Genomic DNA, 23,883 nt, shown 5'->3' with positions numbered 1-23,883 from the left:
GACAAGGTTGATCCTGTAGGTAATTTCTACAGGGAGCGTGACCGATGTCCGAATCCACCACCTTCGATCTGCCGATTGCCGGCATGACCTGTGCCAGTTGCGCCGGGCGTGTCGAGCGAGCCTTGAGCAAAGTTCTCGGCGCCACGGCCGTCAGCGTCAACCTGGCCACCGAACAGGCCCGGGTTCAAGCGCCCAGCGACAGCCTACCGGCCTTGATGGAAGCGGTGCAGCAGGCCGGTTACAGCGTGCCGCAGCAGAGCCTGGAATTGAGCATCGACGGCATGACTTGCGCGTCCTGCGTTGGCCGCGTCGAACGGGCACTGGTCAAGGTGCCGGGGGTGAAGAGCGTCAGCGTCAACCTGGCCAACGAGCGTGCGCACCTCGAACTGCTCGGCCAGGTCGATCCGCAGACCCTGATCGGCGCCGTGACCAAGGCCGGTTACTCCGCCAGCGTCTGGGAAGTCGAACACCCGCAAATCGATCATCAACAGCAACGATTGCACCGCGAACGTTGGGCTTTGCTGGCGGCCATCGCCCTCGCCTTGCCGCTGGTGCTGCCGATGGTGCTGCAACCTTTCGGCGTGCACTGGATGCTCCCGGCGTGGGTGCAGTTCGCGTTGGCGACGCCGGTGCAGTTCATCTTCGGCGCGCGCTTCTATGTCGCTGCGTGGAAAGCCGTGCGCGCCGGCGCCGGCAACATGGATTTGCTGGTAGCCCTGGGCACAAGTGCCGGCTACGGCTTGAGCGTTTACGAGTGGGCCACCGCTGCCGGCCGTCCGCCGCACCTGTATTTCGAAGCCTCGGCGGTGGTGATCGCTCTGGTGCTGCTGGGCAAATACCTGGAAAGCCGCGCCAAGCGCCAGACCGCCAGCGCCATTCGCGCTCTGGAAGCCTTGCGTCCGGAGCGAGCCATTCAGGTGATCGATGGCCGCGAGCAGGACGTTGCGATCAGCGCTTTGCGCCTCAACGATCTGGTCATGGTCAAACCCGGCGAACGCTTCCCGGTGGATGGCGAAGTGGTGGAAGGCCAGAGCCACGCCGATGAAGCACTGATCAGCGGCGAGAGCCTGCCAGTACCGAAACAGCCGGGCGACAAGGTCACCGGCGGCGCCATCAATGGCGAAGGTCGGTTGCTGGTGCGGACCTTGGCGCTTGGCGCAGAAACCGTGCTGGCGCGGATCATCCGCCTGGTCGAAGACGCGCAGGCGGCGAAAGCGCCGATCCAGAAACTGGTGGATAAAGTCAGCCAGGTGTTCGTGCCGGCGGTGCTGCTGATCGCGCTGGCGACCGTGATCGGTTGGTGGCTGTACGGCGCGCCACTGGAAACCGCATTGATCAACGCCGTCTCGGTATTGGTGATCGCCTGCCCTTGTGCACTCGGGCTGGCCACGCCGACGGCAATCATGGCCGGCACCGGTGTGGCGGCGCGCTATGGGATTCTGATCAAGGACGCCGAAGCCCTGGAGCGCGCCCATGAAGTCAGCGCCGTGGTGTTCGACAAGACCGGCACGTTGACTTCGGGGACGCCGCGCATCGCGCATTTGAGTGCCATAGAGGGTGATGAAACTGCCTTGCTGCAAATTGCCGGGGCACTACAACGCGGTAGCGAGCACCCGCTGGCCAAGGCTGTACTGGATGCCTGCGCCGAGCGCGGTGTGACCGTGGCCGATGTCAGCGACAGTCAATCGCTGACCGGGCGCGGCATTGCCGGCAATCTCGATGGTCGGCGATTGGCTTTGGGCAATCGACGTCTGCTGGAAGAAAGTGGCCTGAGCGCCGGGCCATTGACTGACTCCGCAAACGCTTGGGAAACCGAGGGCCGGACCTTGTCCTGGCTGATCGAACAAAGCCCCGAACCTCGGGTACTCGGCCTGTTCGCCTTCGGTGACACGCTCAAACCCGGTGCCTTGCAAGCAGTGCAACAGCTGAGCGCACGGAACATTAGCAGCCACTTGCTGACCGGCGATAACCGCGGCAGCGCCAAAGTGGTCGCCGAGGCGCTGGGCATCAGCGATGTCCACGCCGAAGTACTGCCGGCGGACAAAGCCGCCACCGTCGCCGCATTGAAAAAAACCGGTGTGGTGGCAATGGTCGGCGATGGCATCAACGACGCACCGGCCCTTGCCGCGGCAGACATCGGCATCGCCATGGGCGGCGGCACCGACGTCGCCATGCACGCGGCCGGAATCACCCTGATGCGCGGCGATCCACGGCGGGTGCCGGCGGCGCTGGAGATCAGCCGCAAGACTTACGCGAAGATTCGCCAAAACCTGTTTTGGGCCTTCGTCTATAACCTGATCGGCCTGCCACTGGCCGCGTTCGGCTTCCTCAACCCGGTGCTGGCCGGCGCGGCCATGGCGCTGTCGAGCGTTAGCGTGGTGAGCAATGCGTTACTGTTGAAAACCTGGAAACCCAAAGACCTGGAGGACAATCGATGAACATTGGCCAAGCGGCCCGCCAGAGCGGTTTGAGCGCGAAGATGATTCGTTACTACGAATCCATCGGCCTGCTCAAGGCGGCCCATCGCACTGACAGTGGCTACCGGGTCTATGGCGACGATGATCTGCATACTCTGGCGTTCATCAAGCGCTCCCGGGATCTGGGCTTTTCACTGGAAGAGGTCGGCAAACTGTTGACCCTCTGGCAGGACCGTCAGCGCGCCAGTGCCGATGTGAAAGCCCTGGCCCGTCAGCACATCGACGAGCTGAACCAGAAGATTCGCGAACTCGGCCAACTGCGCGACACCCTGCAAGACCTGATGGATCATTGCCACGGCGACCACCGCCCGGACTGCCCGATCCTCAAGGAGCTGGCGTCGGGCTGCTGCGCCGAACCCGTCCATTCCTGAGCGGCCCCCCTTCATCACGTAGGAGAATCAGGAGAACCAGGAGAACCAGGGGAGATCTGGAGGATCCTGGAAGATCAGGGAGATTGCAAAAAACCCGGCCAAAGCCGGGTTTTGGGTCAACCGATCACTGCATCCACGGTGGAGGCGGTTCTTCGGTCTTGCTCGGTGGCGCATCATCCGCCGCCCGAACTGCTTGACGACGCTCTTCATCGAGACGGGCCGCCTCGATCTCGCGCATGATCCCGCCAACATCCGCCAGCTCTTCCGGCTCGTCGAATTCGCCGGTCAACACACTGGCCGGGTGCAAGGTGCCAGCCTCGTACAATGCCCACATTTCCTTGGCGTACTTGGTGCGTTTCAACTCCGGCGCAAAGCGACCGAAGTACGACGCCATGTTGCCCACGTCCCGCTCCAGCATGTTGAACGCGTGGTTGTTGCCCGCCGCATCCACCGCTTGCGGCAGGTCGATGATGACCGGGCCGGTCGGCGTCAGTAGCACGTTGAACTCGGACAGGTCACCGTGCACCAGACCGGTACACAGCATCAGCACGATTTGCGAAATCAGAAACGTGTGATATTCGCGCGCCTGGTCCGGCTCCAGCACCACATCGTTCAGACGCGGCGCGGCATCGCCGTACTCGTCGGCCACCAGTTCCATCAGCAGCACGCCTTCGAGGAAGTCATACGGCTTGGGTACGCGCACACCGGCACCGGCCAGCCGGAACAACGCCGCCACTTCGGCATTCTGCCAGGCGTCTTCGGTTTCTTTCTTGCCGAACTTGGAGCCCTTGGCCATCGCTCGAGCCTGCCGGCTGTTGCGCACCTTACGGCCTTCCTGATACTCGGCCGCCTGACGAAAACTGCGTTTATTCGCCTCCTTGTAGACCTTGGCACAACGCAGCTCGTTGCCGCAGCGCACCACATAAACAGCTGCTTCTTTACCACTCATGAGTGGGCGCAGCACCTCGTCGACCAGACCGTCCTCGATCAGGGGTTCAATGCGTTTTGGAGTCTTCATCAGCTTTTATTGTGGGTCCTTTATTACCAAACACGCGAAAGTCATTCGTTATACGGCAATCTTCTCATTCGCGGGAGGGGTTGCCGACCTATGAACGCTCCCATGAACATCAAGAAGCACACAATGTGCCGGATTAATCGGGCACTACTCATCGACCGCTCAGGATCATAACCGAGACTGCACCACTTGTTGACGAGCGGCTACAAGGGCATTTGCGACAGAATCTGACACATCGCCCCCTGCCTTTCGCCGGATTTTTCTCAAAAGGCCTCAATTTCCTCGTTCCTCAGCCGAAGGCATTAGAGAGAACAGGAACTGTCCGACCGTCGAAAACATTTACAGCTGCCAATAATCCGCGAGTCATCTGCACTGCGTGGGCCTAACAAAAAACTGGAGCGCGGATGAACATCAAACAGAAGTTGACCTGGGCGTTTGCAATCATCGCCTGCTTGCCCGTGGTGCTGGTCGCCACCCTCGTGGTGCTGAACTTGCGCAGCGATGCCAAGGATAATTTTGTCGATGGCAGTGGCCGCGAGATTCGTCAGGTCAGCAATGCCATGCAACTGTTCTTTGACGGCATCAGCCAGAACGTCGATTACCTGGCCGGCCAGCCGCTGATCAAAGCAGGCGACGCCAGCGTAAAAAGCCGGGTCAGTGCCGACGCCGCGCAATTGCCAGAAAGTGAGATGGACACAAAGCTGTTGGACTTATTCACTGGGCTGGCCACCAGCCACCCGGCTTATTCCTATATGTCTTACGGCTTGTCCAGCGGTGGTTATGCCATATGGCCGGCTGACCCGAAGATGGCCAATTACGACCCACGTGCTCGCCCCTGGTACAAGACGGCCATGGCCAACCCAGGCAAGACGATGCGCACTGCGGCCTATTACTGGGCCGGTGACGACGCCGTGCTGGTCAGTACCGTGCGCGCTGTGACCAATCAGCTTGGAGCCCAAGGCGGAGTGCTTGCCATCGATGTGTCCCTCAAGCAGCTCACCGAAATCGTCAAACAGATCAAACTCGGCGAAACCGGCTACCTGATGCTGGTGGAAAATACCGGCACAGTGCTGGTCGACCCAAAGCAACCGGAACACAACTTCAAAGCGCTCAATAGCCTTGGCGACGGCTACGCGCAGCTGGCCAAGGCCGGCAAAGGGCTGGTGGACGTCGAGCTCAATGGCGAGCGCTACATGGCCAACGTCTGGCCGTCGGAACAACTGGGCTGGACCTTTATCGGCCTGATCAAGCAGACCGACGTGATGAATTCGGCCACCCAATTGACCTGGCTGATTGCGATCATCGCAGCGGTACTGGCGGTGTTCTTCGCCATCGTCGGCGCCAGCTTCGCCAGCTTGATCGTGCGGCCGATCCGCAGTGTAGCCAGCGGCCTGGAAGGCATCGCTCAAGGTGAAGGCGACCTGACCAAGAACCTGCACATCCGTGGCAGCGACGAAACGGCGCAACTGGCCAACTGGTTCAACCAGTTTCTGGCGGCGATTCGCAATTTGATTCAGAGCATCGGCGGCGCCGCGACCAAGATCCTCGCCACCTCCCAGAGCTCGACGCAGGTGTCCAGCGACATGGCCGAAGCCGCCGGGCGCCAGCGTGAAGCAGTGGACATGGTGTCCACGGCGTTCCATGAAATGGTCGCCACTGCCAACGAAGTCGCGCGCTCTTGCAGCCAGGCCGCCGAGTCGGCCGACAGCGGCCAGCGCCAGGCGCGCGAAGGTCAGCAGCAGATTGATGCAGCCGTTACTAGCGTTGATCGCTTGAGCCAGGAAATCGAGCAGTCAGCGCAGTCGATGCAACAGCTTGAGCGTGACAGCAATGACATTCAGTCGATTCTGGGGACCATTCGCTCCATTGCCGAACAGACCAACCTGTTGGCACTGAACGCCGCCATCGAAGCGGCCCGGGCGGGTGAACAGGGTCGCGGTTTTGCGGTGGTGGCGGATGAAGTTCGCGCCCTGGCCAAACGGACGGCCGATTCCACGGCGGAAATCGACGGGCTGCTGGGCAACCTGGCCAAACGCACCAGCCAGGTGACGCAGCAAATGCATGCGAGCCTGGAAGTGTCTCAGCAATCGGTGACCCGCATTGGCGAAGCGCGCAGCAGCTTCGGGCAGATTCGTGAGTCGGTGGATGTGATTCGCGACATGAACACTCAGATCGCCACGGCGGCTGAGGAACAGCATCAAGTGGCTGAAGACATCAATCGCCACATCAGCCAGATTCATGGCGATGCGCAGTTGGTGGCGGAACTGGCGAACTCGGCGCGGCTGGATTCTCAGAGCCTGGCGGGGTTGTCGAATGAGCTGGACGGGTTGGTTCGGCGGTTTAGAACCTGAAGTCGCTGATCTAACTGGTCGATACCGATACCTGTGGCGAGGGAGCTTGCTCCCGCCGGCCGATCCGCGCCCGGGCGAAGCAGTCGTAAACTGGCAAACGCGGAATATCTAATGCACCGCGTTGGCTGAATTGGGACCGCTTCGCGCTCCTGCGGGAGCAAGCTCCCTCGCCACAATTACTGCTTGAAACCCGAACAACCCCTTGAACGCCGCAATAAACGTCGATGTAGAGTCATACCCGCAAGACAGCGCGACATGGGGCAACGCTGCCCCTACCCCTCAGTAGTCAACGCTCGATAATCGCCGTCACACCCTGCCCGCCGGCGGCGCAGATCGAGATCAACCCTCGGCCCTTGCCCGCAGCGTCCAGCAGCTTCGCCAGGTTGGCGACGATGCGCGCACCGGTGGCGGCAAACGGATGCCCGACGGCCAATGAGCTGCCCTTGACGTTGAGGCGGCTGCGGTCGATGGAGCCCAACGGTGCGTCGAGGCCGAGGCGGGTTTTGCAGAACTCTGGATCTTCCCAGGCCTTCAATGTGCATAGCACCTGCGCGGCGAACGCTTCGTGGATTTCGTAGTAATCGAAGTCCTGCAAGGTCAGGCCATTGCGCGCCAATAAACGCGGCACCGCATAAGCCGGCGCCATCAGCAGCCCTTCGGCTCCGTTGACGAAATCCACCGCCGCCGCTTCGCCGTCACGCCAATAGGCGAGGATCGGCAAGCCGCGCTCTTTCGCCCAGTCCTCACTCCCCAGCAACACCACCGATGCGCCATCGGTGAGTGGCGTGGAGTTGCCCGCGGTCAGGGTGCCCTTGGCGCTTTTCTCGAAGGCCGGTTTCAGTGAGGCCAGTTTTTCCAGGGTCAGGTCCGAGCGCAGGTTGTTGTCCCGGGTCAAGCCGAGGAACGGCGTCATCAAATCGTTGTGCCAGCCTTCAGCGTAGGACGCGGCCAGCTTCTGATGGCTTTCCTGGGTCAGCTGATCCTGCTCGTCACGCGGGATGCTCCAGGTCTGAGCCATCATTTCACAGTGTTCACCCATCGACTGGCCGGTGCGCGGCTCGCCGATGCTTGGAAAGTCGGGCATCAAGTGGCGGGGACGCAGTTGCAGGAAAGTTTTCAGTTTGTCGGCGGTGCTTCGGGCGCGGTTGGCTTGCAAGAGGATCTTGCGCAGGCTTTCGTTGACCCCGATCGGTACGTCCGAGGCGGTGTCGACGCCGCCGGCAATGCCACATTCGATCTGGCCCAGGGCGATTTTGTTCGCCACCAACAACGTCGCCTCCAGCCCCGTGCCGCAGGCTTGCTGGATGTCGTAGGCCGGCGTCATCGGCGACAACCGCGAGCCCAGCACGCATTCGCGGGTCAGGCCGTAATCGCGCAAATACTTGAGCAGCGCACCAGCCGCCACTTCCCCCATGCGCACACCGTGCAGGTTATAGCGCTCGATCAGGCCTTCCAGCGCTGCGGTAAACATCGCCTGGTTACTGGCAGTGGCGTACGGCCCGTTGGACCGGGCAAAGGGGATACGGTTACCACCGATAATCGCGACGCGGCGCAGCTGAGTCATGAAAAAGCTCCTTTTAATCAACTATGAACACCAAACCCACAGGGGGCTGCATTTCCTGAAAGTCCTGCTAAACCCAATCTCAAACCAACCTGCAATGATCAAGCGTAGGCCGTATCTCGTGGGTCGAACGACTAATTGCCGTTCATGGTCCACACTTTCAACCCCAGCTACCGGAGCGTGATCCATGTCTGACCGCTATATCGACTTCGCCAATTCGTCCATCGGCCATCGTGTGGTCGGTGCCCTGGGTCTACCGTCGCCGGTACGACTGGAACGCTGGCAAGCAGGCCGGTTGCGGCCTGTCGAGGGGGCGCTGTTGATTGGCGGTGGCCCGCTGACAGAAAAAATCAGCACCCTCGCCAACCGCCTGACCGACACGATTTACAGCTACGGTACCGATCCGACCCTGGCCACCGCGTGGATTCCCGGTCACGGCCAGAAACTCAAAGCCGTGGTGTTCGACGCCAGTGATCTGGTGCAGGTCGATCAGTTGAAACAGCTGCGCGAGTTTTTCCAGCCGCTGATGAAAAACCTCGATCACCATGCGCACCTGGTGATTCTTGGTCGGGCGCCGGAGACTTTGAGCGACCCGTTCGCCGCCAGCACCCAACGTGCCCTGGAAGGTTTCAGCCGTTCGCTGGCCAAAGAACTGCGCAGCGGCGGTACGTTGCAGTTGATCTATGTCGGCGAAGGTGCCGAAAATCAACTGGAAGGCCCATTGCGGTTTTTTCTCTCACCCAAAAGCGCCTTTATTTCCGGGCAAGTCATACGTTTGAAGGCGTGTGATACGCAGGTGATGGACTGGACTCACCCCTTGTCAGGGCGCAAGGCTCTGGTGACGGGCGCGGCTCGCGGCATCGGTGCCTCGATCGCCGAAACCCTGGCCCGCGACGGCGCCGAGGTGATCCTGCTCGACGTGCCACCGGCCAAGAACGATCTCGAGGCCCTGGCCGCACGCCTCGGCGGGCGCGGCATCACCCTGGACATCTGCGCCGAAGACGCCGCCACACAATTGATCGAACACCTGCCCGACGGCATCGACATCGTGGTTCACAACGCCGGCATCACGCGGGACAAAACCCTGGCCAACATGACCCCGGAATTCTGGGACGCGGTGCTGGCGGTCAACCTCAACGCGCCGCAAGTGCTGACCAAGGCTTTGCACGACAGCGGCACCTTGCGCGACAACGGTCGAGTGATCCTGCTGGCGTCCATCAGTGGCATCGCCGGCAATCGCGGGCAAACCAATTACGCCGCGAGCAAGGCCGGGTTGATTGGCCTAGCCCAGGCCTGGGCGCCGCTGCTGAGTGAGCGCGGCATCAGCATCAATGCCGTGGCGCCAGGGTTCATCGAAACCCAAATGACCGCGCATCTGCCCTTCGGCGTGCGCGAAGCCGGGCGACGCTTGAGTTCGCTGGGCCAGGGCGGCCTGCCACAAGACGTCGCCGAAGCCGTGGCCTGGCTGGCACAACCGGGCACCGGAGCCTTTACCGGGCAAGCGTTGCGCATTTGTGGGCAAAGCGTTTTGGGAGCCTGACCATGACCACCGACTGGCACACACTCAATAGCGAACCGGGCCTGAAAACGCTGTATGTGAAAGCGGCAACACGCCGCAAAATCACCGGCACCACCCTGCCTGACCTGGGTTATCACTGCTGGGTCAATGTCGACCCGCAACGCCTGGAGGCTTATCGCAAGGTCTGTGGTTTTGCCGACAACGGCCTGCTCCCGCCGACGTATCCACACATCCTGGCGTTTGCCTTGCAGATGCAATTGCTCACGGCCAAAGCGTTTCCGTTCCCGCTGCTGGGGCTGATTCACTTGAGCAATCGCATCCGTATCTTGCGCCCCATGGGCGGCGTACACCGGGTGCGGGTCAGCGTGAAAGTGCAGAACCTGCAACCCCATGCCAAGGGTGCGACGTTCGATTTGGTGACGACACTCGACGATCAATTGGGGCCGCTGTGGGAGGCTGAAAGCCAGATGCTCTGTCGCGGCGTCAAACTGGAAAGCGAGCCCGTCGAGGAAGCGTTTGCATCGACGCTGCCGCTGACCGAAGTGGCCCACTGGAAAGCGCCGGCCGACATAGGTCGGCGGTATGCCAAGGTGTCGGGGGACTACAACCCGATCCACCTGAGTGCGATCAGCGCGAAGCTCTTTGGTTTTCCCAGTGCCATCGCCCATGGTCTGTGGAACAAGGCACGTACGCTGGCAGCCCTGACCGATCAATTGCCGACGGCCAACGTAGAGATTGCGGTGCAGTTCAGAAAACCGGTGCGCCTTCCCAGTGAAGTGACGCTGATGTCCAGTGCGGCGGGGTCCAGTGGGGATTTTCAGTTGATGGGGGCGGGGGATCTGGAACACATGGTTGGGCAGTGGCGGCCGGTTGCCTGAATATCCGATACCTATGCCATCCCACTCACTGTGGGAATGGGTTGCCCGCACCTACAATGGATCGGTAGTGTTGGATCGTTCAGGGTTCAGCGCGGTGGATAATTCGCCAATATCCGCCCGACTGTCTCGCGGATCGTATTGCTGCGGTCCTGCGGGTTCGGTGTGCGGCTGAGCGTTTGCTCGTCGCTGCCGCGCCACACCAGTTTGCCATCCTTGCCGTCGAGCAGGTCGATCTGGATGGTCGCCACCTTGTAGCTGATGTTGCGGGTTTCGGTGTACATCGGCCCACCCCAGTAGCCGTACCATGGGCCACCATAACCGCCGCCATAGTTAGTGCTCACCTGTTGCTGACGATCTTCGACGATCAGGTAGGCCTGTACCTTCAGGTCCGACTTGGCGCCGGCAGCGGCCGAACGCAAACCGCGCTGATCCAGCTGATCGGCAACGGACTGGCGAATGCGCTGTTCGGTCAGGTCACTTTTGATCCGTGGATCATCGGGACGGTATTGCACAGCCGGCTCTTTCCAGCTCCAGCTACGATAGGCGGCAAAGTCGCGGCTGGCATCGAAGTCATGATTGACCTGGTTGGCGGCGCAGGCAGCGAGCAGTGCGGCCATGGCCAGTAAAGCGAGACGGCGGAACATGATTTTTTCTCCGATAGAAGACATGCGCCTGCGGGAGGCTTCCGGTAAAAGAATCTAACTAGGAGGATACGCCGACATGGCCTTTTCGACAGCTTCGCGAATGGCATCGGCACGCTCGCTCTGATTGCCCTGATTGCTGGTTTCGGCACTGGCGCTCCATACCGGCTGGCCGGTGCTCGCGTCGAACAGATCGACTCGCACCACCACGACTTGTACCTGATAAGTTCGGATGACCGGCACCGTGTTGTACATGCCGTAACCGCTGCCGTAGCGATTGTAACCACCATAACTGCCGCCGTAATAACCCCCGCCGTAACCGCCACCGTAATCAGGGCCGTCCTGCACCTGACGCATGCGGGTTTCCAGACGCAAATCGGCGCTGACCAACAGGTCCGCCGGGCGGTTGTCGTGCAGTGGGCGCAAGCCACGTTGATCGAGGGCATTGCTGACCGCTTCAGCCACCTGCGCCGAGTCGGCCCAGGCCGTGCCTGGTGGCAGGCGTCCGTTGAGCCAGGCCCAGCTGCGATAGCGTCCGTAATCCCGTGGCGCCGCCGGGTAGGCACTGCGGTCGAAGGTATTGGCGGCCTGCGGCGGTGCCGGTGGCAGGGGATTGGAGGTCGCGACATAAGGGTTGCTGCCCTGACAGGCCGCCAACCCGAGACAGATCACCAGCAACCCTGAACGACTGTTCATTTCGCGCTCCGGTCAGATCGGCCGACAGATCCAGTGCAAATAGCGCCCAAGCCCGGCGAAGCTTGGGTGACGGCGATGGGCCAGTTCCATTTCCAGCAAGTCCGGCAATTCGACGCGGGCCTGGAATTCCACCGGCATGTAGTCATAAAAAACCCGCACCCCACTCTGGGTTTCGACCTGCCACATGCTCTCAAGTTGCGCCGCCAATTCCCGCGGATCCAGTGGCTGTTGCGGCGTCAGGCTCTGCTTCTCGCCGGCCATATCGTTCTTGCGCATCTTGCGGAAATGACCCTTTAGCAGGTTGCGGTAGATCAACGCATCGCGGTTGTAGAACGCCAGGGACAACCAGCCATCCGGCTTCGTCAACTGATGCAGTACCGGCAAAATCGCATGGGGTTCGGCCAGCCATTCCAGCACGGCGTGGCACAGCACCAGATCGTAAGGTTCGGTGAGTTGACCGAGCAGATCCTGCCACGGCGCCTGAATGAATGTCGCCGTCTGCCCCGCTTCGGCGAAGCGCTGGCGGGCACCTTCAAGCATCGGTTCGGCGGGTTCGGCGAGGGTCACCTGATGACCGCGCTGGGCCAGCCACAACGACATATGGCCCAGGCCCGCGCCGATGTCCAGTACGCGCAACGGGCGGTCCGGCAGGGTTTCGGCCAGGTCGGCTTGCAGCACGGCGAGACGGATCGCACCTTTGGCGCCACCGTAGATTTTTTCGGCGAAGCGAGTCGCCAGCTGATCGAAATGCCGGTCGCTCATCAGCTGAACCGCCGTTCGCTGTCCGCGAGTTTGCTGCGCACCACTTCATTCATGTCCAACCCCAACTCGCTGCACAGCAGCACTAGATACAGCACGATGTCGCCGATTTCCTGCCCGGCATGGGCGAGCTTGTCCGCCGGCAACTGACGCGACTGGTCTTCGGTCAGCCACTGGAAAATCTCCACCAGCTCGGACATTTCCACGCTTGCGGCCATGGCCAGGTTTTTCGGGCTGTGAAATTGCCGCCAGTCATTACGGTCGCGAATGGCGTGCAGGCGTTCGGTCAGTTCAACAAGGTTCATCGGGCTCTCCTGAAGGCGTATAGCTTCAGGGGGATGGCGGGTGAAGGCAAGTGGCAACGTTGTGCCCGCGAACTTTGCGCCATACTCCAAAAAGATCGCAGCCTTCGGCAGCTCCGGGAACTCGGCAGCACGATCAATAGCCCAAGGCTCGGATCCGGCAACCACGTCACACTTATCAGGATGCACACATGCAGGTAGAAAGCTTTTTCGAATGGCTCGGTCAGGTAATCGGTTCGGCCATCCGGTTCATCATCGACGCCCTCAGTGGTCTGTTCAACCTGTTGAGCAACGCCGGCAGCAATTTTGTCGAAGGGTTGGCCCAGGCGCTGGGCATGGACACTTCGGTCGTCAGCATCATTACGTTGATCGTTGGGCTGATGCTGCTGTGGGCGGCGATCCGCGCCTTCATGAACGCGTCGATCATCATGGGGATTATCTGGTTGCTGCTGGGATTGTGGTTGCTGAGCTGGATCATTCACTAAGCCCATCACTCCTGCCATGATCGTTCCCACGCTCTGCGTGGGAACGATCATGTAAAACAATCTGCCGCTACAATGCAGGCGCCCCCAAGGAGCCTGCATGCCCAACCTGATTACCGACTGGCGCGACCGTCCTACCCATCGTCGAGTCTGGGCGCTCGCCGCCCCGATGATTCTCTCGAACATTTCCGTACCGCTGGTAGCGCTGGTCGACAGCACCGTCATCGGCCACCTGCCCCATGCTCATCAGCTCGGCGCTGTCGCGGTGGGCGCCAGTCTGTATACCTTTCTCGCCTGGGCCATGGGCTTTCTGCGCATGGGCTCCACCGGGTTCGCCGCTCAGGCAGCCGGGCGTGGGGATGGCGCAGCGTTGCGGCAGATTTTGCTGCAAGGTCTGTTGTTGGCCATGGGCCTGGCCATTCTGTTAGGGGCGCTGGGCGTACCGTTGAGCGGAGTCGCGTTGCACTTCATGCAACCGTCGGCGGAGCTGGATCAACTGACCCGCGAGTTCTTCCATACGCGGCTGTTCGGCTTGCCGGCGGCGCTGGCCAGCTACGCGTTGGTGGGCTGGTTTCTCGGTACCCAGAACGCTCGGGCACCGCTGGCGATTCTGCTGAGCACCAATCTGGTCAACATCGCGCTGAACCTGTGGTTCGTGCTCGGCCTGGAGTGGGGCGTGGTCGGCGCGGCGCGGGCCTCGGTGATTGCCGAGTGGACCGGCGCGCTGATCGGCCTGTGCATGACCCGCAAAGCCTTGCGCGCCTACCCCGGCCATATCGCCTGGGCCGCGCTGGCGTTGTGGCAGAGCTGGCGTCCCTTACTGGCGGTCAATCGCGATATCTTCATCCGCAGCCTGGCATTGCAGTCAGTGTTTTTCCTGATCACCGTGCAGGGCGCACGACTGGGCGATGCAACGGTCGCCGCCAACGCGTTGCTACTCAACGGCCTGTTGCTGACCGCCCACGCACTGGACGGTTTGGCCCACGCAGTCGAAGCACTGTGCGGACACGCCATCGGTGCTCGCGACCGCGAGGCCCTGCGCCGCTCATTGGTGGTCGCGTGCGGTTGGTCATTGCTGGCAAGTGTGGGCTTTGCCTTGCTGTTTCTGTTCGCCGGGCACCTGTTCATCGAGATGCAAACCAACATTCAAAGCGTGCGCGACACCGCCGTCCTTTACCTGCCTTACCTCGCCGCGCTGCCACTGATTGCCGTCTGGAGTTACCTGCTCGACGGCCTGTTCATCGGCGCCACTCGCGCCCGGGAAATGCGCAACGGCATGCTGCTGACAGTGATCCTGCTGCTGCCCTTCGCCTGGGCACTGCAAGGCTTGGGCAACCACGGACTGTGGATAACCTTCCTGTTGTTCATGTTGCTGCGCAGCCTGACCCTTGGCGCGTTTGCCTGGTACTTGCGCAAGCACGACGGTTGGTTCAAAGGATGATGAGAGGCAGACATTCAGGATTGATCGTTCTGCCACAGGTTGCGCAGTCCATCGAGACGCTCCTGTTGGGTGATTCCCGACAATGGAAGCTGAAGCACTGCGTCGGGATGCTGCAAGCGCAACCATAACCAGCCATCGAGCACCGGACGCTCGCTGAATCCCAACGCAAGCCCTTCCTGCAAGTAAGCCCACAAGCTGTTGTAGTCAGTGCCGGTGGATCGACTCCAGCGCCAGGCGTGATGTTCCAGCAGGCAGGTTTGCAAGGTGCCTCGCTGACGCACGCTGAGGTTTTCTTCGATGGCCAGCGGCCGGACGGCAAGGCGCGGATTGAACAACTGCTGCCAGCCTTGACAGCCAATGGCCCGGTCGGCCCAGGTGCCACCGAACCAGCGCAACTGATCGATCGGACCTAGCCAGCGACTCAACTCCTGCGCATCGCAGGCATCGAAAAAATAGCTCGCCGTGTGTGGATTGTAGTAACTCAACAAGGCCCGGTGATGCAGGCCCAAAGTGACCGTGAGCATGCGTCGCAAATGCTCCAGCAGCTGCGATGGCGATGCTTCACTGATCAGCAGCAACCCGCTCCAGGTGGGCGGTGCGCTTTGGCACAGTTTGGCCAGTGCCGGGCATTCGCGAAGATCGAGCAACGCCGGCCCGTGCTCACGCAACGAGTGAAACTCGGTGCCTTCGAACAGCCGGAACCATCGTGCGTGAGCAAATTGTTGCTGCAAACTCGCACCTGCCTGAGGCACGCCAGTGACATCGAGCAACAGCCATTGCGGTGTCGAGTCCGGCGCCTGAACGGCGATCATGCCGCACCGCTCTGGCCGAGCTGCGATGCCGCGCGGCACGTGCAAAAGGATTGCGCACAATGACTGAAACTGCCGCCGCCGGGCAGCAGGCACAGGAGCACCAAGGGTTCGCAGGATCGCAGCATGCCCAGCAAGCCATCGAGCGTCGGGCGGGCATCGTTCGTCAAAGAGGCTTGCAGGTCAGGTATGACTGGCTCTGCGCTGGACGCTGTGCCGGGAAGAAATCCGCTGATCAAGGGTTGATCCGGATCGCCTTCGATAAAACTCACCAGCACTTGTGCCCCTTCACACAATGGCATGGCACTCGCGTCTTCCAGCCCGGGCGCCAACGGCAACCAGCAGTGGCTGGGCGCTGCGCCCTCCCCCTGATACAGCCAGTCAAACTGCACGGCAACCGGTCTGGAAGGATCGGGGCGAGACTCACCGACATCGACCACCCACGCCCGCTGCAAGCTGTGCATTCTGGGTTTCACGACCGCATGAGCTGCCACGAAAGGCATTTCCTGCGTCATGGCGCGCAACTGGTTGCTATAGGCAAGCCCCAGGGCCTGCCCTCCCTGATGCTCGACATGGGTCAACAGCCAGAGACGATTACACTCCACACACGGGTGACCGGACAGGGGCATCAGCTGACCACTGCGCAGCATCGCCAGGTTCGTCTGGCCTTCAGCAATCTGCCCGCCGGCATGCAGCTTGAATTGATGTACTCCGGGCCGTTCGCGTTCACCCTCGAAGACGCTCGCTTCGCCACGGCTAAACTGCCCCAGGCCATCACTGAACACCAGGCAGTGTCCACCTGCGCGGTGCTCGAAGTAGTAATGAAGCTGACCCTCGGCGCACAGACGCTGGAGAAATTGCAGGTCCGATTCACGGTACTGCGTACAAAAATCACGGGGCGGATAATCGCCGCTCAGGTCGAAGCGCCGGTCCTTGCCGGCAATGCCGTGCTCCTTGAGTACTTGAGCGAGGATCTGCGGCATCGAGCGATGGCTGAAGATTCGTTGATTGAAACGCCGGGCCAAACACGCCAGCCTGGGGCCAAGACGCATGCGACATAGCCTGGGCTCATCGCCATGGCCGAACTGAACGAGGCCGAGCAACTGCCCGTGAACACCCTGCCCCTCAGGCCCGAAGTGCAAAAAGGCCGAGCGGTACAGCAGGCTTGCGAGGTCCAGCGTCGGGTCATCATTCAGCACATCCACGTCGAACGCAAAAGGCATGCTGATGGCTTCACTGCCGGTAAAGGCCAAGACCTCAAAGGGGTCGGGCAAACCTGCTACATCCAGACGAAATGACGGCTCGTTGACTGGATCGAACATCGGCGATTCTCTACAAGAGGGGCGGCCGGGGATTCTCGCTGAGAGACATGGCCGAGTAGAGTGCCGAAGTACAACTTAGGAAATGACCTACGAGAAAAGAAGACCACATCGCTTGGATAGCCCGGTCTGTGGGTCATTTCGCTTGAAAAGAAAGAAGTGTCGCACCAGGTCATCTGAAATTTCCCCAACGTATGGAGAATTTTCAGACAACCCGATGAGAACGGAGCCTTACCTCAAGAAGACAGGTAAGACGAACGGGTCAGGCCCAGACGCAAGGCATCGAGGAACTGGGTGCGCTCGGCGGCGCTGATGCGGGCACTGGCGCACTTGTCGCGGTAGTGGGTCATCAGCTCTTCCGGCGACAAGTGCACGTAACGCAGCATGTCTTCGATGGTGTCGTGGGTTTCGATACCGGCGTGGTACACGCTGCCGTCGGCGTTCTGGTAGATGTTCACCGAGTCGGTGTCACCGAACAGGTTGTGCATGTCGCCGAGAATTTCCTGGTAGGCGCCCACCAGGAAAATCCCCAGCAGATAGTCTTCACCTTCATTCAGACCGTGCACCGGCAAGCTGGTCTCGATGCTCTGCTCGTCGACGTACTGCTTGATCTTGCCGTCGGAGTCGCAGGTCAGGTCTTGCAGCACGGCACGGCGCAGCGGCTCTTCGTCGAGACGGTGCAGCGGCAGGATCGGCAGGACCTGGCCGATGGCCCAGGTGTCCGGCAGGCTCTGGAATACCGAGAAGTTGCAGATGTACTTGTCGGCCAGCTTGTCGTTGAGTTCGTCGAGCACCTGACGATGGGAACGTTGACGGGCTTTCAACGAGTTGTGCAAGCGGCGGCAAACAGCGAAGTAGCATTGCTCGGCCAGGGCTTTTTGCGCCAGGGTCAGCTTGCCATCGGCGTATTGAGTGGCCACATCGCTCATGTAGTGCGTGGCGCGCCAGTAAGTCTCGGTGACCATTTCGATGTCGGTCGGGCCGAGCAGGTCAACCAGCCACTGCACGGTTTCCGGCAGTTCTTCCTTGCTATCGATCTTCGGCACGTCGTCATTATGTTTCTCGACGTCGGTTACCTGTACCACCAGCATGGCGTGGTGAGCGGTCAGGGAGCGGCCGCTTTCGGAGAAGATGTTCGGGTGCGGCAGGCTCTGCGCGTCGCAGAACTCCTTGAGCATCCCGACCACGACACCGGCGTAATCGTCCATGTCGTAGTTGATCGAACTGGCGTTACGCGAGTGAGTACCGTCGTAGTCCACGCCCAGACCACCGCCGACGTCGATGTGATCCACCGGCAGGCCAAGGTTACGCAGTTCGCCGTAATAACGGATCGCTTCCTTGAAGCCGTGCTGGTAGTCCGCCAGGTTGGCGATCTGCGATCCCATGTGGAAGTGCAACAGGCGAATGCCCTGGTCCAGGCCAGCAGCACGGAAACGCTCGACCACCGACAGCAGTTGCGCCGCCGACAGGCCGAACTTGGATTTTTCACCCCCGGTGTCTGCCCACTTGCTCGACGCCAGGGACGACAGACGCACGCGCAGGCCGACCTGCGGCTTGACCTTGAGCGCCGCCGATTCTTCGATCACCAGACCGACTTCGGATTCTTTCTCGATCACAATGAACACGTTGTGGCCAAGCTTCTGGCCCATCAGTGCCAGACGGATGAACTCGCGGTCCTTGTAACCGTTGCAGACGATGGTGCCGCCCTTCGGTGCCAACGCCAGAACGGCGAGCAACTCAGGCTTGGAGCCGGCTTCCAGACCGATCGATACGTCCTGGGTAGCGATGATGTTTTCGATCACCGCTTCTTGCTGGTTGACCTTGATCGGGTACAACGCGGTGTACTTGCTCTGGTATTCCAGACGCTCGATGTTGGCGTCGAACGCACCGGTCAACTGGCGTACGCGGTCTTGCAGGATGTCGGGGAAACGCACCAGCAACGGCAAGGACAAACCGCTTTTGCGCAGTTGGTCGACTTGCTCGAAGAGGTCGATAGGCGAACTGGTCGGGCCGTTCGGACGAACTTCGACGCGACCGGCGTCATTGATCGCGAAATACCCGGCCCCCCAATGGCGAATCCCGTAAACACTGCGGCTGTCCGCAACTGTCCATTGGCTGCCATCGTCTTTGCGTGTGCGTCGTACGGACATCGAAGTCCCCTATAAAGAAGTCATAGAGCGTCGCCTTAAGTTCAGGCCGGCGCAGTCTAAAGAATGAAAATGACGGTTCGTCAACGAGGGGGTAGACCTCGCTGACCGCAGTGAGTTTAGAAACCGGTCATGAACAGGCTCTGTGAAAACCATGGAGACGACGCCAGACCAGAAGGAATCGGGACTGGATCAAGCCGCGGGTGGTTTTCACAGAGGCTGCTAGCCGCCGGATTTCTTCGCCTTGAAACCGTGTTTGATCAGCTCGGCCAAGAGTAGCTCGACATGATCGCCCTGGATTTCGATGATTCCGTCCTTCAACGCCCCACCAGTCCCGCAACGTTTTTTCAACGTGGTGGCCAGGTCCTTGAGCGCGTCTTCGGCCAACGGCACGCCGGTGATGGTGGTCACCGTCTTGCCGCCACGGCCCTTGCTTTCGCGACGCACGCGAGCGATGCCGTCGCCGGCCGGGATAACGGTTTGTTTGCAGATGCAGGCATCCACCGGCTGACTGCAATCCGGGCAATGACGACCTGCGTCGGTGGAAAATACCAGGCCACCAAGGGCGGCGAAGGATGCGGCTTTTTTGGCCACCGGCAATCCTCTTGGGAGGACAAAGACTGGTCGCGGCAACCCGGGAGGGAGCCATCGACCGCGAAGCCCCACTCAGGCAGGGGCAGCGCTACTGAGCCGGGCACTGCCGGTTCAGTTTGAAAAGGTCGCGCAGTGTAACGGCAAAAAGCCGACTTGCTAAGAGCCAATCGGCGCCAATTTATGCCTTCTTTGCGACGCTGCTTTGTTGAGCCTTCAAATAACGCTTCAAGGCGGCCAAAGAGTCCGGGCAGTAAGGCTTTTGCTCAATTTCCAGCATCACCTGATCAATCGGGATGAAGCGCGCTTCAAGCACTTCTTCCGGCTGCAGGATCAACGGGCCGTCCCACACCGCCGAAAACGCCGAACACCAGAGTCGGTTGCCGGTGTCTTCGAAGAAAAAGTGATCATGGGCGGTCAGTTCCACGCCGCTCACGCCCAGTTCTTCTTCCAGCTCCCGGGCCGCCGATTCGGCGTAAGTCTCGGTGGCCAGCACCATGCCGCCGGCCGCCACGTCCCAGTAACCGGGGTATATCGCTTTGCTCAGGGTACGTCGGTGTACGCACAGTTCACCGGCAGAATTGAACAGCATGATGTAGGTGCCGCGTCCGATCAGCTCGCGTTCGCGCAGCTCGGAGCGCACCAGCGCGCCGAGCAGGTTGTCCTGCTCGTCGACCCAGGCGATCTGTTCGGCATCGGAGGCCGCACGATGGGCGGCCTCACGCATGTCATCGATGGAGCTATCAACCATGACTCAGCCCTGATTGAGCAACTGACGCAAATCGATCACCGCGGCGTTGGCCCGGGAGATGTAATTGGCCATGACCAGCGAGTGGTTGGCCAACACACCGAAGCCGCTGCCGTTGAGGATCATCGGGCTCCAGACCGGTTCTTGCGAGGCTTCCAGCTCACGAATGATCTGGCGCACGCTGACCGTGGCGTTTTTCTTCGCCAACACATCGGCGAAATCGACTTCGATGGCACGCAGCAGGTGGGACAATGCCCAGGCTTGACCGCGGGCTTCGTAAAACACGTTATCGATCTGCAGCCACGGGGTTTCGACGACTTCTTCGTCAACCTGCGGCACCTGACCGAGCGCCGGGACTTCGGTTTTCAGCGCGGTGTTGAGCTTGACCCGGCCAACACTGGCCGACAGCCGTTGCGACAGCGAACCCAAACGGGTTCCGACATCACCCAGCCAGTTGTTCAGGTTGTCGGCGCGGGCATAAAACAGCGCGCTTTTCTGGTCAGGCCCCGACAGACGCGCCTGATAGCGGCTCAGGGAATTGATGCCTTCCTGGTACTCGGACTCACTGGACGGCAGCACCCAGCTCTTGTTGTCGAAGTTGAAACGCGGCTCGGCCTTGGCCAGGTCGGCGTCTTCGGCGGACTGCGACTGGGAACGGGCGAAGTCTTTACGCAGCGCACGGCTCAGGTCGCGGACCTGGACCAGCACGCCATATTCCCAGCTCGGCATGTTGTCCATCCACAGGCCCGGCGGAAAACGGTCGTTGGAAATATAACCACCCGGTTTGGTCAGCAAAGTACCGGCAACGGTCTTGAGGGTTTCCACCGTGGTGTACCCGACAACCATCTGCTTGCCTTCTTTCTCGGCCGCCATTTGGGCATTCTGCTGAACCGGGAACAGCGCCGGCTCCTGGCTCCAGTACCAGCCCAGCGCAATCGTCACCAACAGGTAAAGAACAATCAGAGTGGCCAGCGCCCGGCTGAACAACAGGCCGCCCAAATAACTGCGGGTGGCCGATTTCGGTTCAGCGGCACGCTCAGGCGCGCTGCCTGTGCGGTTCTTCCAGTCCAGCATGGCGGTATCCTTTCAATCACTTGAGTTCATCGGTACGACCACAACCATACAACAACGTGCCTTTGACCGGCACCTGCCGTTGGGCTTATCCCGAAAATTACTGCCCGAACCTGCGGCAGCCATTGCCAATGAACTCAAGCATCCACCCGCGCTAAACGCAAATGACTTTCATTGAAATCTCCCGTACCTCAGCCGGCGCAAAAAGGTGAGCGATGCCCTCGCCGTCGGTTTTACGTTGGGTCGTCTGCCCGTCCACAGTCACGATGTACGGCTGCTGCGTCAGTGGCTCGCCCGTCAGGCTGTCGACGAGACGGAAGATTCTTGGCGATCGCGAGGGCTGAACCGGCGGATTTTTCATCAACTCGATGACCGTCTGGTCGAATGTACGTGCCGGCACCGCCCAATCGCCAAAGTCGGCCTCAGCACGGATCAGCCACCACTCGCCACGCTCGACCTGCTCCAGCACCTCGCTGTCGATATTGATCAGCAGACCGGCACGCAACTCGTCCAGGCCTTCGATGGGTTGCCTATCGAGCAATGCCTGACGCACGTGATCCAGTGCTTGCTCACTGGAACAAGCATGTTGGCGCTCCCACGCGGACAGATGAAACTCCTTGACGAGCCTCATCCCTGCTCCTCGGCGCTCCATTCGTCAGAGCCCATGGTTCGGCTGATCTCATGCCGCCAATAGATCCGTCGGTAACTGAAGTGGACCTTCTCCAATTGAGTTAGGTAAGCAGTGCCCGGATCCTGGCAATGCGGCATCAGCACTTCGGCGCCGATGATCACCGCGTCTTCCAGCTCCATCGTGTAGAAATGCTCCTGCATTCCCTGAGCCGAGGTGCGATACCACTCGACGCGGCACTTGCTGAGCAACTCCCCGGAGCACAGAGCGATGTTGATCAGCGGCGACGCCTTGTCGATGGCCTTGGTGATGACCAAGGGCTTGTGCATCCGGCGTCCCGCACCCGACCCTTTGGGCACGAAAATGCCATGGCTGAGAGCCTGAATCATGATCTGGTCCTCGCGCCCCAATTGGTAGACGTTGCCCACCGATGCCTCGGTGAAAGCCCCGGCGCTGATCAAGCCTTGTCGTTTGCCGTGGAGGGTCATGAAGGCGGGAGTTGGCATGGCAGACTGTGTGAAAACGCAGTAATCGCGGCCCAAGCAAACGCCACGGCTTGTTCGGGGCGTTTGCTCTTTGCGGGAAGCAGACGAAAAAAGGCTATTCAGCCCATTAACGCCATCAGTTGACGTGCTCCCAGCACATTAATCACTCTTTTGAGGTTGTAGGCGTTTATCGCCAGCGCCATTTCCGCTCTCGCGCCTTCCAATTGACGCAGCAGGAAGCGGCCGTTGCCGAACAGCCATTGTTTGAGGTTGCCGAAAGGGTGTTCAACGATGGATCTTCGGCTGACCATCATCTCTGGATGTGCCCGCATCCGTTGCCCCATGCGCTCAAAGGCATCTTCGTTTGCATGCCGCGAGACATACCGACGAGGCGCATCGGTGCACTGTGCTTTTAATGCACAGGAGGTGCAATCCTTGATGGCCTGGTACTCACGATTGCCGTTGTGCAATTGCTTGAGTGTCAGTAATTGGCCGGCAGGGCATTGGTAATGGTCGTGCTCTACGTCGTAAACAAAGTCTTTTCGGTCGAAAAAATCCTTACCTTTGCGGCTGGAGTTCTTTGATCGGCTGGGCGGCACATAAGCCGTGATGTTGGCGTCTTCACATGCCTGGAATTGCTGGCCATTGGAGTAGCCGGCGTCAGCCGTCACGGTCAGCTCTGGCTGCTGCAACTGTTCTTTGGCCTCCTTGGCCATCGGCTCCAACTGACGCCGATCGTCGCCATCCTGAGTCACTGCATGGTGCAGGATCAGGCAGTGTTCAGCGTCCACCGCCGTTTGCACGTTGTAAGCAACTCGCGGACCTTTGGCGGTGCGCATCATTCGAGCATCGCTTTCGTGAGCGTTGAACTGCTCCAGATCCATAGACTTCATCAAAGCCTGGCAAGTCCGGTTATTCGACTGCTTGTCTTCAAGTCGCGCCAGCGCGGTTTTGATCGCGCTGCGATCAACCGTTTCACCCGCCTCGTCCTTGTCGGCCTCATCCAGCTGCACCAGATACTGGGCAATGCGCTTGTCCAGCTTTTCCTCCTGGAGCTTGAGCTGTTTGAGATTCAGATGCCGTCGTGCAGACGCCACCGTCCGAAATTTACTGCCATCGATGGCAACCAGGTCGCCCGCAATCAAACCGACCGCGCGGCAGAATTGGACAAAGGCCCGGCACGTGGCAATGAACGCGGTTTTGTTGTCCCGACGAAAGTCGGCAATGGTTTTAAAGTCGGGCTTGAGTCGATTGATCAGCCACATGACTTCGACGTTGCGTTGGCACTCGGCTTCAAGTCGGCGCGAGGAGCGAATCCGCTGGAAATAGCCGTAGAGATACAGTTTGAGCTGGTCGGCAGGATCGTAAGAGGGACGTCCTGTGCCTTTGGGAGTTGCCCTGCCGAAGCCCAATTGAACAAGATCCAGTCCTGCGACATAGGCGTCAATCACGCGAACGAGATGATCTTCAGGTATTAAATCTTCCAGAGAAACCGGGAATAGACTGGTCTGGTTTCGTGGTTCACCTTGGATATACGCCACAGCAAAAATGCCCCGTATCTTTCAATGATGGGGCATTTTCTTGAATCGCTG

General features: G+C 60.3%; 22 protein-coding genes and 1 pseudogene. 8 read left to right on the top strand and 15 right to left on the bottom strand.

Going from position 1 to position 23,883, the window contains the following annotated elements; genetic code table 11:
• Window positions 1–44: 44 nt before the first annotated feature.
• Entirely contained in the window at window positions 45–2,438 is a 2,394-nt protein-coding gene (locus LOY56_RS03130) for a heavy metal translocating P-type ATPase (RefSeq protein WP_258619847.1), read from the top strand.
• Window positions 2,435–2,848: a Cu(I)-responsive transcriptional regulator gene (cueR, locus tag LOY56_RS03125; protein WP_258619846.1), complete on the top strand. Its 414-nt coding sequence runs from the start codon at window positions 2,435–2,437 to the stop codon at window positions 2,846–2,848. Before LOY56_RS03130 ends, cueR begins: the two co-directional genes overlap by 4 nt.
• A 124-nt stretch (window positions 2,849–2,972) precedes the next feature.
• Here the strand turns inward: cueR and LOY56_RS03120 are convergent, their stop codons facing one another.
• Window positions 2,973–3,866, bottom strand: a complete 894-nt coding sequence (locus LOY56_RS03120; RefSeq protein ID WP_258619844.1) for a PA4780 family RIO1-like protein kinase — start codon at window positions 3,864–3,866, stop codon at window positions 2,973–2,975.
• 401 nt (window positions 3,867–4,267) lie between these two features.
• Between LOY56_RS03120 and LOY56_RS26940 the strand changes: the two are divergent.
• Window positions 4,268–5,356, top strand: a pseudogene (locus tag LOY56_RS26940) (cache domain-containing protein); the annotation flags it as partial.
• A gap of 90 nt (window positions 5,357–5,446) precedes the next feature.
• A complete protein-coding gene (locus tag LOY56_RS26935; protein ID WP_371857425.1) occupies window positions 5,447–6,214 on the top strand; it encodes a methyl-accepting chemotaxis protein in 768 nt (255 codons plus the stop codon).
• Window positions 6,215–6,500: 286 nt separating this feature from the next.
• Here the strand turns inward: LOY56_RS26935 and LOY56_RS03110 are convergent, their stop codons facing one another.
• Entirely contained in the window at window positions 6,501–7,778 is a 1,278-nt protein-coding gene (locus tag LOY56_RS03110; protein ID WP_258619841.1) for an acetyl-CoA C-acetyltransferase, read from the bottom strand.
• Between the two features lie 184 nt (window positions 7,779–7,962).
• On the opposite strand from LOY56_RS03110, the gene LOY56_RS03105 reads away from it, so the two are divergent.
• Both LOY56_RS03105 and LOY56_RS03100 read left to right on the top strand, forming a co-directional pair.
• A complete protein-coding gene (locus LOY56_RS03105) occupies window positions 7,963–9,315 on the top strand; it encodes a 3-oxoacyl-ACP reductase (RefSeq protein WP_258619840.1) in 1,353 nt (450 codons plus the stop codon).
• 2 nt (window positions 9,316–9,317) lie between these two features.
• On the top strand, window positions 9,318–10,172 hold the full coding sequence (locus LOY56_RS03100; RefSeq protein ID WP_258619838.1) for a MaoC family dehydratase: 855 nt from the start codon (window positions 9,318–9,320) through the stop codon (window positions 10,170–10,172).
• 86 nt (window positions 10,173–10,258) lie between these two features.
• Here the strand turns inward: LOY56_RS03100 and LOY56_RS03095 are convergent, their stop codons facing one another.
• The 4 genes from LOY56_RS03095 to LOY56_RS03080 are packed head-to-tail and all read right to left on the bottom strand — an operon-like array spanning window position 10,259 to window position 12,573.
• A complete protein-coding gene (locus LOY56_RS03095) occupies window positions 10,259–10,816 on the bottom strand; it encodes a DUF4136 domain-containing protein (RefSeq protein ID WP_258619836.1) in 558 nt (185 codons plus the stop codon).
• Between the two features lie 54 nt (window positions 10,817–10,870).
• Window positions 10,871–11,509 carry a DUF4136 domain-containing protein gene (locus tag LOY56_RS03090; protein ID WP_258619835.1) on the bottom strand — a complete coding sequence of 213 codons (639 nt, stop codon included), beginning with the start codon at window positions 11,507–11,509 and terminating at the stop codon, window positions 10,871–10,873.
• 12 nt (window positions 11,510–11,521) lie between these two features.
• Complete coding sequence (locus LOY56_RS03085; protein WP_258619834.1) at window positions 11,522–12,271, bottom strand: methyltransferase domain-containing protein; 750 nt, start codon at window positions 12,269–12,271, stop codon at window positions 11,522–11,524.
• Window positions 12,271–12,573, bottom strand: coding sequence for a nucleotide pyrophosphohydrolase (locus tag LOY56_RS03080; protein ID WP_258619833.1), 303 nt, complete (start codon window positions 12,571–12,573; stop codon window positions 12,271–12,273). The genes LOY56_RS03085 and LOY56_RS03080 overlap by 1 nt, the downstream gene beginning before the upstream one ends.
• A 188-nt stretch (window positions 12,574–12,761) precedes the next feature.
• On the opposite strand from LOY56_RS03080, the gene LOY56_RS03075 reads away from it, so the two are divergent.
• Both LOY56_RS03075 and LOY56_RS03070 read left to right on the top strand, forming a co-directional pair.
• Window positions 12,762–13,055, top strand: coding sequence for a hypothetical protein (locus tag LOY56_RS03075; RefSeq protein WP_258619832.1), 294 nt, complete (start codon window positions 12,762–12,764; stop codon window positions 13,053–13,055).
• Window positions 13,056–13,152: 97 nt separating this feature from the next.
• Window positions 13,153–14,493: an MATE family efflux transporter gene (locus LOY56_RS03070; protein ID WP_258619831.1), complete on the top strand. Its 1,341-nt coding sequence runs from the start codon at window positions 13,153–13,155 to the stop codon at window positions 14,491–14,493.
• 14 nt (window positions 14,494–14,507) lie between these two features.
• On the opposite strand, the gene LOY56_RS03065 is transcribed toward LOY56_RS03070, so the two are convergent.
• The 9 genes from LOY56_RS03065 to LOY56_RS03025 all read right to left on the bottom strand — a co-directional run bounded on the left by LOY56_RS03065 (window position 14,508) and on the right by LOY56_RS03025 (window position 23,832).
• Window positions 14,508–15,305, bottom strand: a complete 798-nt coding sequence (locus LOY56_RS03065; protein ID WP_258619830.1) for a DUF4123 domain-containing protein — start codon at window positions 15,303–15,305, stop codon at window positions 14,508–14,510.
• Window positions 15,302–16,624, bottom strand: a complete 1,323-nt coding sequence (locus tag LOY56_RS03060) for a contractile injection system protein, VgrG/Pvc8 family (protein WP_258619819.1) — start codon at window positions 16,622–16,624, stop codon at window positions 15,302–15,304. The genes LOY56_RS03065 and LOY56_RS03060 overlap by 4 nt, the downstream gene beginning before the upstream one ends.
• A gap of 233 nt (window positions 16,625–16,857) precedes the next feature.
• Window positions 16,858–18,771 (bottom strand): arginine decarboxylase, encoded by a 1,914-nt coding sequence (gene speA, locus LOY56_RS03055; protein WP_258619813.1) that lies wholly within the window; start codon window positions 18,769–18,771, stop codon window positions 16,858–16,860.
• A gap of 219 nt (window positions 18,772–18,990) precedes the next feature.
• Window positions 18,991–19,362 (bottom strand): translation initiation factor Sui1, encoded by a 372-nt coding sequence (locus LOY56_RS03050; protein WP_007907444.1) that lies wholly within the window; start codon window positions 19,360–19,362, stop codon window positions 18,991–18,993.
• A 178-nt stretch (window positions 19,363–19,540) separates the two neighbouring features.
• Window positions 19,541–20,110, bottom strand: a complete 570-nt coding sequence (locus LOY56_RS03045) for an NUDIX hydrolase (RefSeq protein WP_258619807.1) — start codon at window positions 20,108–20,110, stop codon at window positions 19,541–19,543.
• A 3-nt stretch (window positions 20,111–20,113) separates the two neighbouring features.
• The gene (locus LOY56_RS03040; protein ID WP_258619805.1) at window positions 20,114–21,181 is read right to left on the bottom strand and encodes a DUF2333 family protein; all 1,068 of its coding nucleotides are present in this window, start codon (window positions 21,179–21,181) and stop codon (window positions 20,114–20,116) included.
• A 151-nt stretch (window positions 21,182–21,332) separates the two neighbouring features.
• On the bottom strand, window positions 21,333–21,809 hold the full coding sequence (locus tag LOY56_RS03035) for a hypothetical protein (RefSeq protein WP_258619803.1): 477 nt from the start codon (window positions 21,807–21,809) through the stop codon (window positions 21,333–21,335).
• Complete coding sequence (locus LOY56_RS03030; RefSeq protein ID WP_258619801.1) at window positions 21,806–22,312, bottom strand: Hcp family type VI secretion system effector; 507 nt, start codon at window positions 22,310–22,312, stop codon at window positions 21,806–21,808. The genes LOY56_RS03035 and LOY56_RS03030 overlap by 4 nt, the downstream gene beginning before the upstream one ends.
• Window positions 22,313–22,410: 98 nt before the next feature.
• Entirely contained in the window at window positions 22,411–23,832 is a 1,422-nt protein-coding gene (locus LOY56_RS03025; protein WP_258615292.1) for an IS1182 family transposase, read from the bottom strand.
• Between the last annotated feature and the right edge of the window lie 51 nt (window positions 23,833–23,883).

Origin of the sequence: Pseudomonas sp. B21-048 (genome assembly GCF_024748615.1) — a bacterium.
Classification (GTDB): Bacteria; Pseudomonadota; Gammaproteobacteria; order Pseudomonadales; family Pseudomonadaceae; genus Aquipseudomonas.
This window is presented reverse-complemented; position numbering and strand designations above follow the sequence as displayed.